The 14086-nt window shown below is 36.0% G+C and carries 14 protein-coding genes; 5 read left to right on the forward strand and 9 right to left on the reverse strand.

Annotation, left to right across the window (positions count from 1 at the left end):
- Window positions 1–60: 60 nt before the first annotated feature.
- From NST76_RS19870 to NST76_RS19885, 4 genes are all read right to left on the reverse strand, one after another.
- Window positions 61–753: an alpha/beta fold hydrolase gene (locus NST76_RS19870; RefSeq protein WP_089934464.1), complete on the reverse strand. Its 693-nt coding sequence runs from the start codon at window positions 751–753 to the stop codon at window positions 61–63.
- Window positions 754–812: 59 nt separating this feature from the next.
- Window positions 813–2183: a UDP-N-acetylmuramoyl-tripeptide--D-alanyl-D-alanine ligase gene (murF, locus tag NST76_RS19875; protein ID WP_036119153.1), complete on the reverse strand. Its 1371-nt coding sequence runs from the start codon at window positions 2181–2183 to the stop codon at window positions 813–815.
- 11 nt (window positions 2184–2194) lie between these two features.
- Complete coding sequence (locus NST76_RS19880) at window positions 2195–3274, reverse strand: D-alanine--D-alanine ligase (protein WP_101966904.1); 1080 nt, start codon at window positions 3272–3274, stop codon at window positions 2195–2197.
- Window positions 3275–3511: 237 nt separating this feature from the next.
- The gene (locus NST76_RS19885; RefSeq protein WP_036119163.1) at window positions 3512–4264 is read right to left on the reverse strand and encodes a hypothetical protein; all 753 of its coding nucleotides are present in this window, start codon (window positions 4262–4264) and stop codon (window positions 3512–3514) included.
- Between the two features lie 346 nt (window positions 4265–4610).
- Between NST76_RS19885 and NST76_RS19890 the strand changes: the two genes are divergently transcribed.
- Window positions 4611–5798 (forward strand): FtsW/RodA/SpoVE family cell cycle protein, encoded by a 1188-nt coding sequence (locus NST76_RS19890; protein WP_036119166.1) that lies wholly within the window; start codon window positions 4611–4613, stop codon window positions 5796–5798.
- 57 nt (window positions 5799–5855) lie between these two features.
- Here NST76_RS19890 and NST76_RS19895 read toward each other — a convergent pair whose 3' ends face one another.
- A complete protein-coding gene (locus NST76_RS19895) occupies window positions 5856–5993 on the reverse strand; it encodes an Lmo0850 family protein (RefSeq protein WP_164908744.1) in 138 nt (45 codons plus the stop codon).
- 309 nt (window positions 5994–6302) lie between these two features.
- Between NST76_RS19895 and NST76_RS19900 the strand changes: the two genes are divergently transcribed.
- From NST76_RS19900 to cls, 3 genes are all read left to right on the forward strand, one after another.
- Window positions 6303–7463, forward strand: coding sequence for an MFS transporter (locus NST76_RS19900; protein ID WP_058844749.1), 1161 nt, complete (start codon window positions 6303–6305; stop codon window positions 7461–7463).
- 62 nt (window positions 7464–7525) lie between these two features.
- The gene (locus NST76_RS19905; protein WP_036119169.1) at window positions 7526–8320 is read left to right on the forward strand and encodes a YwqG family protein; all 795 of its coding nucleotides are present in this window, start codon (window positions 7526–7528) and stop codon (window positions 8318–8320) included.
- Between the two features lie 137 nt (window positions 8321–8457).
- Window positions 8458–9915 (forward strand): cardiolipin synthase, encoded by a 1458-nt coding sequence (gene cls / locus NST76_RS19910; RefSeq protein WP_036119229.1) that lies wholly within the window; start codon window positions 8458–8460, stop codon window positions 9913–9915.
- Between the two features lie 50 nt (window positions 9916–9965).
- Here cls and NST76_RS19915 read toward each other — a convergent pair whose 3' ends face one another.
- The 4 genes from NST76_RS19915 to NST76_RS19930 form a co-directional block, all read right to left on the reverse strand.
- Window positions 9966–10748 (reverse strand): M15 family metallopeptidase, encoded by a 783-nt coding sequence (locus tag NST76_RS19915; protein WP_036119172.1) that lies wholly within the window; start codon window positions 10746–10748, stop codon window positions 9966–9968.
- 153 nt (window positions 10749–10901) lie between these two features.
- A complete protein-coding gene (locus tag NST76_RS19920; protein ID WP_058844729.1) occupies window positions 10902–11150 on the reverse strand; it encodes a hypothetical protein in 249 nt (82 codons plus the stop codon).
- Window positions 11151–11205: 55 nt separating this feature from the next.
- A complete protein-coding gene (gene yidC / locus NST76_RS19925; protein WP_036119178.1) occupies window positions 11206–11967 on the reverse strand; it encodes a membrane protein insertase YidC in 762 nt (253 codons plus the stop codon).
- Window positions 11968–12131: 164 nt separating this feature from the next.
- On the reverse strand, window positions 12132–12926 hold the full coding sequence (locus tag NST76_RS19930; protein ID WP_036119181.1) for a helix-turn-helix transcriptional regulator: 795 nt from the start codon (window positions 12924–12926) through the stop codon (window positions 12132–12134).
- Between the two features lie 505 nt (window positions 12927–13431).
- On the opposite strand from NST76_RS19930, the gene NST76_RS19935 reads away from it, so the two are divergent.
- Window positions 13432–14082, forward strand: a complete 651-nt coding sequence (locus NST76_RS19935) for a LytTR family DNA-binding domain-containing protein (protein WP_036119184.1) — start codon at window positions 13432–13434, stop codon at window positions 14080–14082.
- The last annotated feature ends 4 nt before the right edge of the window (window positions 14083–14086 follow it).

Genomic DNA, 14086 nt, shown 5'->3' on the forward strand with positions numbered 1-14086 from the left:
TCTAACATGGCTTTAAATCCTATGCAACGATAACGCATGAGTCGTAATAATCTGACTACTTTATTTATCCCTTAAAAACGTTAAAACCCTTGGAAACCATTCAGAACAATCTTCCTCAAAACATATATGATGCTTGCCATTATCAGAAAAATACAAATTTTTATCTTTCGAGGCTAATTTATCAAAAAGGAATTGCGCCGTATGATAGGGCACTATTCCGTCCAATTTCCCTTGCACGATATAAACAGGAATTTGAATATGTTGATAATAAGGTTCCACCATTCTAACCAGCTTCATAAATTCTATTGTGGATGCTAAAGGCACATTGTTAAATTTATGATGGTATCGTAAAAAAAGTTCGTTATTCGTCAAATTACGGTGATAAGCCTCTGTAGCAAGCACTTTGAAATCATTGACTAACTGTTTGGGACTGACATACTTTGCAGCAGCACTTAATAATACGAGTTTTTTTACTTTATAACGTTTAGCTAAATATAATGCTATGATTCCCCCCATTGAAAAACCAACGACGATTACCTCATCTACTTTTTTAGCTAATGATCGATAGGCAAGCTCGGCATCCATTAACCAATGCTTCGCTGTAAAACCACTCATTTGTAATTCTTCTCCATGCCCTGACAACGTCGGCTCTACAATTAGCCAATTTGTCTGTGCCCGTAAGTATGTTGTGAATGGCTCCACTTCATAAGGTCCACCTGAAAATCCATGAATACATAGTACACCTACTGACAACGTCCTCACCTCGTTTAACAATGAATAAATCGGTGAGCCTAATCCCACCGATTCATTGGTTACTGTGACGTAAATGCATTTAAGATCGTCTCTAATTTCATACCACGCGAGCCTTTAAGTAAAACAATAGATGATTCATTCGCTAGTTTTAGCTTTTCAATAATAGCCGTATAATCATCTGCTACATACAGTAAACGTTCTTTCTCAAAGCGCTCTTTTAATACTTGATAAAGATATGCCATCCGAGGGCCAAATAAGCAGAGATAATCAATTTCATGCTCATTTATATATGCTGCTAGCCCTTCGTGAAAACTTTGCTCATTCGGTCCAAGCTCCAGCATATCTCCTAACACAAGCCATTTTTCAGGTCGAATTGTAGAGGAAGCCATAAATTGAATAGCAGCCTTCACCGAGGTTGGTGCTGCATTATAGGCATCGTTGATAAATAGTGCTCCATTTGTTCCTTGTACTTGTTGCATCCTCATATCTGTTAAGACTACATGCTCTAAGGATGTACGAATTTGTTCATTGTTTAAACCTAGCTTATGAGAAATTAACATCGCCACTAATGTATTTTTTACTTGATGCTTACCAAGAACTGAAATAAAGAAGTCGCCTTCAATGATTCCATGCGTAGTAAAGTGACTGCCATCCGCATTAGCATGAATATTTTCAGCGTATAAAAGATTACCTGGCTCTAATCCGAACGGCACTGCTTGTAAGTGCTGTTCCTTGGCCACCAATTCTTGGAGCAGCGGTTCATCACCATCATAGAATAATAGACCATCAGGCTGCATCCCTTGAATAATTTCAAATTTTGCTTTTGCTATACCTGCTCGTGACCCTAAATCCTGCATATGAGCCTCGCCGATATTTGTAATAACCGTCATATGTGGACGAGCAAGCTTCGTTAAAAATTCAATTTCACCAAAACCACTCATACCCATTTCAAGAACAGCAACATCTGTATTTTCATCAAGCTGTAAAATTGTAATAGGTAACCCTAATTGATTATTAAAGTTCCCAATAGTCTTTTGTACTTTAAAAAATGGCGCAAGTGTACCCGCTAAAATATCCTTTGTGGATGTCTTACCATTTGAACCTGTAATGCCGATAAATTTCGCCTTATGTTCATTACGGTAGGCTCTTGCCATTTCCTGTAAAGCCACTTCTGAGTCATCCACAAATAGTAAAGGATAACCTTCTGGAGGATTTGGTTCATCTTTTTGCCAGAGAGAAGCTCCCGCGCCTTTCTCAAATGCTTGAACAACAAACTGATGCCCATTTGTTTGCTCGCCACGAAATGGCACAAATAAATCTCCCTGTTGAATTGTTCTTGTATCGATAGAAATTCCTGATACAACGGTATCACCAAAAGCCGCCATATCCTCATTTAACCATGCAGCTAATTGTTTTAATGTTTTTTTCACAATAATCCCACTCAGTCTTTTTTATAGTGAAGCTGTTGTTTTTCTTCGTAACGTTCGATTGCTAGCTTAATGAGACGGTCAATCAGCTCTGGATAGCTCACATTTGTATGTTGCCATAATAATGGGTACATACTTACAGGCGTGAAACCAGGCATTGTATTCACTTCATTGATGTAAACGCTATTTTCAGCCGTTACAAAAAAGTCGGCACGAACTAAACCGCTACCATCTATTGCTTTAAATGCACGTTTTGCTAATTCCTTTAAGCTTGTCACAGTTTCCACTGGTAGCTCCGCTGGAATAATAAGGGCTGTAGAACCGTCCTTATACTTCGAGTCATAATCATAAAATTCAGTGACTGGTTTAATTTCGCCTGGTACCGAAACTTCAGGATAATCATTACCTAACACAGCTAGTTCAACTTCGCGAGCCATAATACCTTGTTCTACAACAATTTTACGATCATATTGCAGAGCAATCTCAATTGCTTTTATTAATTCCTCACGATTAGTTGCTTTGCTAATCCCAACGCTTGAACCTAAGTTTGCAGGCTTCACAAACATCGGCCAACTCAAGCCCTGTTCACATCGTTCAATGATGGTCTGTTGCTCGTTTTTCCACTCACTACGAATAAAGTACGTATAGGGCACTTGTGGTAAGCCTGCAATTTCAAATAATTGCTTCATCACCACTTTATCCATACCAGCTGAAGATGCTAATACACCGTTTCCTACATATGGTAAATTCAGTACTTCCAGTAATCCTTGCACAGTTCCATCCTCACCATTTGTTCCATGTAACAATGGGAAAATAACATCAAACTGCACCGCATTGCCTTTTTCATCGATTAAAAAATCAGTAATATTATTTTCTAAAATTGTGGCATTATCACCAAATTGTAATTCTTCTATTGCACTTACAGGTTTTTCCAAACGTTCTCCACGTCGCCATTCCCCGTCAGATGTAATGAAAATCGGATATACTTCATACTCCTCGAAATTCAAAGCTCCAGTAACTGCACGAGCTGTCGATAATGACACCTCATGCTCCGCTGACTTTCCGCCGTATAATAAACCGATTCTTTTTTTCATTTTTGTGCCCTCCACATACTTCTTGAGTACTATTAGTTTATCATGAAACGTCTTGACAAATGACATAAAAATCTCACCGTAATTTTTGACGGTGAGATTTTGACATTTCATCGATTATGCCTTAGTTGCATCTAATTTTTAAATTGTCTAGGCTCAATTCAAAATTCAGCATATCTGCCAACAACTGATCTTCATTTGATAGTCGCTTAATCGCAAAAATCGTTACTGATATGAAGATTAAATAATATAAATTAATTCATCATGTTCCGTTTTCAGGATCGTATTTAAGTCATCCCAAACTTCATCAGGAAATGAATACTCTGATAGGTTGCGAACTTCTATGCCATAGGCTACCTTTGGCTTTTCAATTCTGTACAAAGATAGTAACGCTCCGTCCTTAGCAAAGGATCGGTAAGATCGTAAAAAATCGGGCGATATAGATGGAATACTCGCCTTTACTTTTCGACGCCAAAAACCAGTACTCCGTTCCTTTTCACGAATTAGGCTATTAAATACATTGGCAACCAATAAATCCGAATCACTTAAATGACGAAAATAAATTTTTGTCATCTTCTCTTGATCTGAAGAATAATAGACAAATCTATTTTGTAATTTGTTAAAAAATGCAGACGTAATCGGTTCTTTTTTATGACTTATGTAAAGCAATTCTCCTTGTTCCATTGGTGTCAAATGATCTAGCCTCTTTTCGTCCATAAAATCAACCCAACACAATTCCTTTGACTCTGCTGATTTTTTCACAAAACGAGGAACTTCATCTTCCAAGACATATTCAAATTGTGTATGCATATTAAAAGAACCGTCTTCATAGGAATGTTTTAATAACAGTAAGTGATGCAGTGGTTCAAGTGCAGCCACAAATTGCGGGAATTTTAACCCGCTAAAAATGACAAATTTATCTACATCATTCATATGGACATAAATATGATACATAAAATCATCAGCTGACTTTAATTTTTTAGCCACAACCATCACCCCATTCTTCACTACATTATAAGTCTAAACATGATTTTTTTGAAACATTTTATGTTAATTGTCGTCCCAACTATATGCACAGGCATAAAAGTATTTTTTGCGTTATAATAGGAATGTTAAACATGCATTTGCATATTAATTTAAGATTACTCAATGAGTACAAGTATTGCTGAAAATTCCATTGACAATGTTCAAAGCAAGTTGCAAGCTTATCAATAGATATGAGTTATCTCATACACTCTACTGGTCAATAGCTCTCTTCTTTGAACAATTATAAACGAAATTGGAAGATTCGCATCATATTTACTCATATTGAGATACTATTTTAATTTAGGTGGCTTTTATGGAAAATAAACGAAATTTCGCAAACCGTTTTGACTGGACCCTCGCTTTTATTCTTTTCACTTTTCTAGTCATCAGTTTGTTAGCTATTGCATCTGCCCAGACATCGGGTCAATATGGCATTAACTACGTACCTAAACAAATGCAATGGTATGTTATTGGTGCAGTAATTATTGGCATCGTCATGTTTTTTGAGCCAGATCAATATAAAAAAATGTCATGGTATATGTATGGAGCAGGGATTGCCTTATTGGTACTGCTTATTTTTATGCCTGAAGGAGAAGGTCAAATCGGTGCACCCGTTAATGGTGCTAAAAGCTGGTATCATACGCCGATTGGAAATATTCAGCCTTCTGAGTTTATGAAAACTTTTTACATTTTAGCACTAGCACGACTAATCAGTAAGCATCATGAAGTTTATTCGTTAAAATCAGTAAAAACGGACTTCCTACTACTAGGGAAAATTGGTATCACACTCATCATACCATTGGCTATCATTATGAAGCAGCCTGACCTTGGTTCTGCTCTTGTATTCTTTGCGATTACTGCTGCTCTTATCATCGTAGCCGGAATTTCTTGGAAAATCATTCTACCGACCTTTTTAGGTGGAGTGGTAGCAGGTGGCACCCTACTGTGGATGGCACTTTATATGCAGGATTTCCTAGAAAAAACGTTCGGCTTAAAGGCTTATCAATTTGCTCGAATTTATTCTTGGCTAGACCCCTATTCCTATTCATCTAGCGAAGGCTATCATTTAATAACATCGTTAAATGCTATTGGGTCAGGAGAGATCTTTGGTAAGGGGTTCCGAAATCGAGAGGTATATGTAGCAGAAAACCATACCGATTTCATTTTTACTGTTATCGGTGAAGAATGGGGATTTATTGGCGCTAGTATTGTTATTTGTGTTTTCTTCTTATTAATTTATCACTTAACAAAGACAACGCTCTTATTGAAAGATCCATTCTCAACATATGTTTGTGCAGGTATCATTGCCATGATTACTTTCCACGTCTTCGAAAATATAGGCATGACTATTCAGTTATTACCAATTACAGGTATCCCGCTTCCGTTCATTAGTTACGGAGGAAGTTCTTTAATGGGCAATGCTTTAGCCATTGGGCTAGTCTTTAGTATGCGGTTCCATTATCGAACGTACATGTTTACGACACATGATGAAGATGAATAAATATAGAAAAAGGGAAGTCTCGCGCATTGAGACTTCCCTTTTCCTATTGTAAACGAGTTAAGCTTGAACTTGCGGAGTCTGCGTTGGTGGTGTTAGCACTTTTAAAAGTTCTAGTCGAGACTTTGTTACAGTGGCTGTTACACCCAACTTAGATAAATTCGAAACAATCTTTTTCAAATCTACTTCTTTCCTCATACATTCCACCTCAATCTTTCCTCGATTTTATATAACGTTTTAGGGAACAAAAAAGTTTCATTTTTCTACGAGTAAGATGTCTGACAAATTTATCATACCATTTAACTTACATATAAAATTTTTCATTTTTGTTACATTGTAAATTATTTATACCACCAAACACTTATAAAATAACCACAATCACTATATTTTATTCATCTTCAATTAATAACTATCTCCACCATGTTTCTCCATCCGAATTCTTGTCATCGTAAGAGCAAGAAGGGTAGAATGTACATAGTGAAATATTGTATGAAAGCAGGGAACTGTATGAAAAAGGCAATTTTATTATTGATGTCTGTTCAATTTCTCGTTTACCTAGGATTTGGCATTATTATTCCTGTCTTACCTGAGGTGATTGTGCAGCAAAATTGGAATGATCTCCACGTCGGTGGTTTACTAACCGTATATTCACTTGCAAGTTTCTTTACAGCACCATTTTGGGGCATGCTATCAGATAAGATAGGTCGTAAACAACTAATCTTAACAGGTCTGGTTGGTTTTAGCCTTAGTTTTGTTATTTTTTCATTATTTATAGATAACCTAGCTATTTTGTATGTCTCACGCATTGTAGGTGGTTTATTCTCAGGAGCATTGTATACAGCAGTAACAGGATTTATCGCAGATATGTCCAGTGAAGAGGATCGTAATAAATATATGGGCTTTATGGGCATGTCCATTGGTCTTGGTTTTATTTTTGGTCCAGCAATCGGTGGGGTGCTAGGCCATTATAGTTTGCAATTACCATTTATCGCATCCGCATCATTAATTGCACTATTATTTATTTATGCAAGTTTCGTCTTAAAAGAACCTGAAAAACGGAAAGATTCAACTAAACGTGCTATTGTACCAAAAGGCGCTAGCAAGATGCTACAGTACCGTGTGCGTTACTTATTTATGTTTTCATTTTTAGTAACCTTTATGCTAGCGGGTGTTGAGGCTACTTTCCAACTATTCCAAATCGAAAAGATTCATATTACACCATTACAAATTGGATATTTATTTATGTTTAGTGGTTTCGTTGATGCAGCCATTCAAGGTGGCGTTGTTCGACGTATAAAAAATGGCAGCGAAACAACATGGTTAATCGGTGCTCAAATTGTAACAGCAATCGGTATGCTATTATTCACACTCACAGCTAATCTTTTTATCGCTGGTCTAGCCCTATGTGTCTTTACAGCTGGTAATGCACTTGCTAGAACGTGTGTGGTATCGCTCTCCTCGAAAGAATCTGGAGGACAATATGGAACTGCCGCAGGTCTTTCCTATTCAATGGATAACTTAGGACGTATTCTTGGTCCACTATTTTTCACTTGGTTATTTACGATGCAAGCAAGTCTCGGGTACTATATATCGGCAGCAATAGCCATTCTTTCGATAAGTTTGATTTTTATCTATAAGGCTTCCAGTAAATCATTGCGTTTTGAATAGATTCTCACTATACCGTAACTTGTTATACTTTAAAGACCTAGAGAGATATTCGGAGGGTTTGCATGAACAAAGCAACCAATTTTTTACTTCCTAAAGAGCTAGAAGCTTTTCGCTCAGAAATCGAAGACACGCTACTTTCAACAATCATTATTCAGCCATACCAACGTTCAACTACGTTAACTGAAAGTAAATTTGCTGGCGAACCCTATCTCCCCTCTTTTCAAACCTATCCAAAAGATTTAACAGGGGAGCCAATGAGATTATTAGCTCAAATTAATTTTGCCGAAATCCCACCACTACTAGGTTTTCCTTCAAGGGGATTACTGCAGTTTTTTATTTCAGCCAATACTTTTAAAACTACTACTGTCAATTATTACGAAGACATTTTTCAGCAATTTTATAAAGTAAGATTTTATCCAACTGTTAATGACAGTGCAGCCCACTCTCAACAGGCACACTTTTCTATACCGACTACATTAGATGGCTTCCCTATTCGTCAGGAATTAGCTTTACAATTTCAGCTAACACAGGAACCCATTTCTGCACTAGATTATCGAGCACAACGTCACCTTCCCTTCCTCCTATCCTCCCAAATGGATGATGTGCAAGAGATTTATTTGCAACACTTCCTAGGAGCGGGAGCTAAAATTGGTGGCTATGCTTATTATTTAAATGAGGATATTCATCAAGAGTCCTTGCTACTTCAGCGCTATAATGTCTTATTATTACAAATTGACTCTCATGATGAATTAGGAATTATGTGGGCAGATTGCGGTGTTGGCAAGTTTTTTATTAACCGAGAAAAGCTTCTTCAAAAGGATTTTTCCGATATTTTATTTCAATGGGAAAATTACTAACGAAAACATGCGGATTATCCCTTACAAATCGAAGAGATAATCCTTTTCCTACCTAGCTAGATTTCATATCTTCTTTCTTCTTTTGAAGTAGGCTATACTTATGTATGTTGTTAACAATAGTAAAGGCAGGTGTAGGAATGAGCATTTTTACAGACATAGAATATTTAGTCCCTTTAACCTTGTTTTTTAATATTTTATTAGCCATGACCATCATTTTTTTAGAACGTAAAGATGCTACCTCTACATGGGCATGGATTCTTGTATTATTTTTCTTGCCATTAGTTGGATTTATTTTGTACTTATTACTTGGAAGGCAGTTACGAAGAAAGCATTTATTTCGTTGGGAAGGGCGTAAGGATATCGGGATAGATAACCTCATTAGCTATCAAATGGAAGCCATTCGCAGTGAAACATTTGAGTTTCGCATTGCAAACGCAGAAAATTATCAAGAAATGATTTATATGCACCTTAGAACAAACAATGCGGTATTAACACAAGACAACCATTTAGATATTTTCGATGATGGTGCCAATAAATTTGAACAACTCCTAAAAGATATTGAAGCAGCTAAAGATCATATCCACATTCAGTATTATATTTTCCGTCTAGATGACTTAGGTACACGTATCGTGAATGCACTGATTAAAAAAGCAAAACAAGGTGTCAAGGTACGTCTACTCTATGATGAGATGGGCTCACGTAATGTAAAAAAGCGTCATTTTAAAGAATTGCTGAATGCTGGAGGTGAAGTAGAAGTTTTCTTCCCATCCATTTTGCCACTTCTCAATCCCCGTCTAAATTTTAGGAATCACCGTAAAATTGTTGTCATTGATGGTCGAATTGGCTATATTGGTGGCTTTAATGTCGGTGATGAATATCTTGGGCTACAAAAAAAATTCGGTTATTGGAGAGACACTCACTTGCGAATTGAAGGAAGTGCGGTGCATCCACTGCAAACTCGCTTTTTACTCGATTGGAATCAAGCAAGTGCACAGCAGAAAATGGGCTACTCTGATCGCTACTTCCCTGCTATCCCGCAAAAGGGTGATGTTGGCTTACAGATTGTTTCAAGTGGACCAGACTCAGACTGGGAACAAATTAAGATTGGTTATTTAAAACTTATTAATATGGCGAAAAAATATATTTATATTCAAACACCTTATTTTATCCCAGATGTAAGCTTCTTAGACGCCATTAAAATCGCAACATTGTCGGGCATTGATGTGCGCATTATGATTCCTAACAAACCTGACCATATGTTCGTTTATTGGGCTACTTATTCCTATGCCGGTCAGTTATTACGTGCAGGAGCGAAAGTCTACATTTATGAAAAAGGCTTTATCCATGCCAAAACCATTATTATTGATGACGAGGCATCGACTGTCGGAACAGCTAATATCGATGTCCGAAGTTTCAGTCTGAATTTTGAAGTCAATGCCTTCATCTATGATGCAAACATATCGCACCAACTTGCAGAGCTATTTGAAAAGGATATTTTTGATTGTACGGAATTAACATGGGAAATGTATAAAAATCGCTCAGCACTTATTAAATTTAAAGAATCCATTTCACGTTTATTAACGCCTATTTTATAAAAATAAAAAGGAAGAGAGCCTGTTCATAGTGAACCGCATCTCTTCCCTTTTTATTTCACTCCTAAATATTCTTCCAACGTAATATTTTGCTTTGTAATCTCTTTTGCAATATCTTTGCCTACATAACGATAATGCCAAGATTCATACATATAACCTGTAATATCTTCTTTATTTTGTGGGAAACGTAAAATAAAACCATACTCTTGAGCATGCGCAAATAGCCATTGTCCTGCTGGCGTTTCTCCAAATTCTGCTGTCAGCCATACATCCTCTTTTCCACGCTCTCCTATATCAAACGCTAAGCCTGTTTGGTGTTCGGAATAGCCTGGTCGAGCACTGTATCGATCTGCTGCTGCTTGTCCATCACGTTTTACATAGTTATCATAAAGTTTTGTTTGATATTCAAAAGAACGATACCCACTAAATGCAACTAAATCAAATCCTTGTTGCTTGGCGGCAGCTAACATCTGATTTAGAGCTTGTCGTGCCTCTGGATTTTCTTCAGGTGCAAAGGTAGAAGGAAGTGGATATATTTTATTTGCTAGCAAAATACCATTTATGTAGGTTGGTTCAGTAGGTAATGTTTGATTTGGTAGATAACCGTTTTCGTCAGGTTGCTGCTCTGATTCTGCAGGTGTTTCAGGTGTATTGTCTGGCTCCTCTGTTACAGAAGAGTCTTTCTCTGTAGAGTCGTTTGTTTCTGTTGTTTTTGGTTGCTCATCAGTCGCACTATTTACTTGATCATTTTTATAGTTATAGACTACAAAAATAGCTGCGATTAACGCGATAGAAATCAAAGCACCTATGATGAGCGGAAGACGATTGTTTTTCACTATTTATGCCCCTTTTAAAATATCAGGTACAACAAGGATATTGCTCTGAAAACATGCCATCCTGAAAATACCCATTTTTTTGTATTACTCGTTATAATCTTATTTTAGCACTGTTCACATTTTCAGGTGTGAATTTCCCATGTAAATATTTATTTAGTCTGTTAGAACAATGACAAATACTGCTATTGAAGCAATAGCAAAAAAGATTGCCATATACTTCATCCACTTTGCTTCTTTTACATAGCCCTGCTCTGCAAAACTTTTAGCTCTAAACCCATTTGATAAAGCGAACATAATCGTCATCGCAAGTACGGCAAAATTAAATTTCCCTATAATAATAAATACGAGTGCCGCAATACTAAAAATTGCAACAAGAATAGATGCTAGCCACTTTCTGTTCATCTTGCTGACCTCCTAAAAAAGTCGAGGCAACAGAGGCGCCTCGACATTGTTTAATTTATTTTTTTGCTTTTTCGGGATGCTCCGAATAATATTTACGCCCAATATATGTTTGAATAATCAATAATGCACCGCTGACAGACCAATACAGAGGTAGCGCTGCCATAGAAGACATTGAGATAAAGACAATCATAATTGGTGAAATATAAATAAACATTTTCATTTGAGCCTTTTGTTGCTCAGGTACAGTCCATAATGATACACGCGCTTGGACTAAGTAAACAATCCCTGCAATAATGGTCATAACGATATCAGGTGACCCTAAACTAAACCATAAAAACTCATGTGATTTTACATCCGCAGAATACAAAATCGAGAAATAAAGTCCCATAATAATTGGCATTTGAATTAACATCGGTAAGCAACCCATGTTAAGTGGATTAATGCCATGCTTTTGATAGAGAGCCATCATTTCTTGTTGATATTGTGTTTGCTCTTCTTTTGTCTTAGCTTCCTTCATTTTTTTCTGAACGGCTTCCATTTCAGGCTTGAACGCATCCATTTTCGTTTTCATCAATTGCTGCTGACGATAGTTTTTTAACATAATCGGCATTAGAACTAAACGAATTAGAACCGTGATCGCAATGATTGCTAAACCATAGCTTCCTGAAAAGATATCATTCCCGAAAAACTCCAGTAAAAATTCCATAGGTTTTACAAAGATACTATAGAAAAAACCTTCTTTGTTTTGCACTGCTTGACAGCCACTAAGCACAAAAACTGCTAGACCAAGCATTGAAAAGAGTTTCAAATTTTTCATTTTTCCACCTACTATAATTTATCAACTACTGTGAAGTATACCTTATAGGCTCTACCTTTATCAAATAGCAAGTGCTACTAATTTAGACCGCAGTTGTTCGTAAAAAAGGTGCGAGCTTTAGCCATGCTAAACGTTCGCACCTTTTCACATCTTATGCTCAAAATTTAAACATTCTGTAATTCAGTCTCTGCCATTTCAAAACGATAAAATTCATGATGAAGTTCATCTCTGAAATGCTTTGGTGTAACACCTGTATATTTTTTAAAAATACGAGTGAAATAACTTTGGTTACAGAAATGGAACTGATCTGAGATAGATGTAATACTTTTATTTGTATGTCGTAAGTAGTATTGTGATTCTTCTACACGTCGAACATTTAAATACTCAACTAATGTAATACCTACATGTTCTCTGAAAATACGTGATAAGTGACTAGTACTGATATGAAAGTTATTAGCGATACTTTCTACAGTTAAATCATTCTCAAGTTCATCATTTATATACATAATTACTTTGTTGACCGTCTGATGTCGGAAAGTCGGTTGTTTGCGATCTGCAATAAAGTAAACAAAGAAATCAATTAAATCATCCGCAAATTGTAAAAACTCTGCGTCTTTCATCTGATTTTCTATCATATCGTTACAAGCAATATTAAAAGCAAAGGCTTTTTTCGAAGGTACTTGATTGTCCAGCAGTTTACGGGCAACAATTGATGATAAAACGGAAAAATAACTTCGAACAATTTTAATGACCTGCTTACCAAAACGGATTGAAAGAATATCAATTAACTCATGCAAAGACTTTTTCGCTTTGGTAGATTCTAAATGGTAAATTTCAAATATTAATTTCGACTCAATATTAAAAAATTCTTCGACACCGATATATTGATTAATATTATCGATTTCTTGGAAGTATCTTTTGGATATCGTTTCTGACATAGAATGTTGATGTAGTTGCATAATCTTCCCCATCTTTCCTCAGAGTGCACGAATTGCATGACAAAATCTGACACCAATCCCAACGAATTAAAAATAAGAAAATAGTATTTGCTTATTCAATATAAGAACTGAGTCCTATTTCACAATTTTTTATTAAAAATAACTCAAAAATAACCCAACTAAAACACCAAATCTAAAAAAAATAGACTATACAGTGGATTTTACCATATTCTGCGATTTCCTTTCAACCACATTTTACTTGCTACTCTAGTTCTAATTTATCACATACGCATAGTAGAAACCTCGTAAACTTATTCCTAACAATTAGATTTTACCATATACCTATTAAAAAAAATTAGTCATTATATAAATTTATTTACAAATTATACAAGACATCTTACACCATTTTAATGAGTCAATCGACATTTTTCTATTTTATTCCTAAATCTTCTCTATATAATTTATATGGATATGTAGTAAAATAGATGATAATACTATTTTTAAAAGTTTAGACGAGGTGTTTAAAGTGGATCCAAAACAAATAGAAGAAATAATGGAGATAATTAAGGAGTTCTTCCCTGAGAATACATCCATTGCTATCTCTGATACAAATGAATATTTGTATTACCAGCCAAGCAAAAAAGTTGATTTAAAAATTAAGCCGGGTGATCCGATTAAAGAAGGTTCAGCCGCACACAAAGCACTTAGCTATGGTCAAAAAATCAGCTCATACATCGAACCTGATGTTTTTGGTGTCGCTTACTATGGAATGAGTATTCCTTTAATGGAGGAAGGCGAAACTAAAGGAGCTATTACTGCTATCTTCCCGCAAAAACCATCAGCATTCTTAACAAATTATATTACCATCAAAATTGATGATTGCTGGTACCCAATCAAACATGATCAAGTGATTTATTTAGAAACTCAACTCCGTAAAACATTTGTTAAAACAATGACTCGTGAAGGTTATCACCGTTTGAACCTAAGTGATCTAGAGCTATTTTTAGCACCTGACTCATTTATTCGTTGTCACCGCTCTTATATCGTTAACATTGACTTCATCGATGAAATTCAACCAGATTCACACTCAACGTTTTTATTAATTATGAAAGATGGTACGCGCATTCCGGTTAGCCAACGCTATGCAAGCTACTTCCGTCGTTCTCTAGGTTTTTAATATG

The organism is Lysinibacillus sp. FSL W7-1291, from assembly GCF_038593415.1.
GTDB classification, from domain to species: Bacteria; Bacillota; Bacilli; order Bacillales_A; family Planococcaceae; genus Lysinibacillus; species Lysinibacillus fusiformis_D.

Coding starts and splice junctions, on each gene's coding strand:
- NST76_RS19880 (WP_101966904.1), bottom strand. CDS start 3,274: ATGAAAAAAAGAATCGGTTTATTATACGGCGGAAAGTCAGCGGAGCAT.
- NST76_RS19885 (WP_036119163.1), bottom strand. CDS start 4,264: ATGGTTGTGGCTAAAAAATTAAAGTCAGCTGATGATTTTATGTATCAT.
- NST76_RS19890 (WP_036119166.1), top strand. CDS start 4,611: ATGGAAAATAAACGAAATTTCGCAAACCGTTTTGACTGGACCCTCGCT.
- NST76_RS19895 (WP_164908744.1), bottom strand. CDS start 5,993: ATGAGGAAAGAAGTAGATTTGAAAAAGATTGTTTCGAATTTATCTAAG.
- NST76_RS19900 (WP_058844749.1), top strand. CDS start 6,303: ATGAAAAAGGCAATTTTATTATTGATGTCTGTTCAATTTCTCGTTTAC.
- NST76_RS19905 (WP_036119169.1), top strand. CDS start 7,526: ATGAACAAAGCAACCAATTTTTTACTTCCTAAAGAGCTAGAAGCTTTT.
- cls (WP_036119229.1), top strand. CDS start 8,458: ATGAGCATTTTTACAGACATAGAATATTTAGTCCCTTTAACCTTGTTT.
- NST76_RS19920 (WP_058844729.1), bottom strand. CDS start 11,150: ATGAACAGAAAGTGGCTAGCATCTATTCTTGTTGCAATTTTTAGTATT.
- yidC (WP_036119178.1), bottom strand. CDS start 11,967: ATGAAAAATTTGAAACTCTTTTCAATGCTTGGTCTAGCAGTTTTTGTG.
- NST76_RS19930 (WP_036119181.1), bottom strand. CDS start 12,926: ATGCAACTACATCAACATTCTATGTCAGAAACGATATCCAAAAGATAC.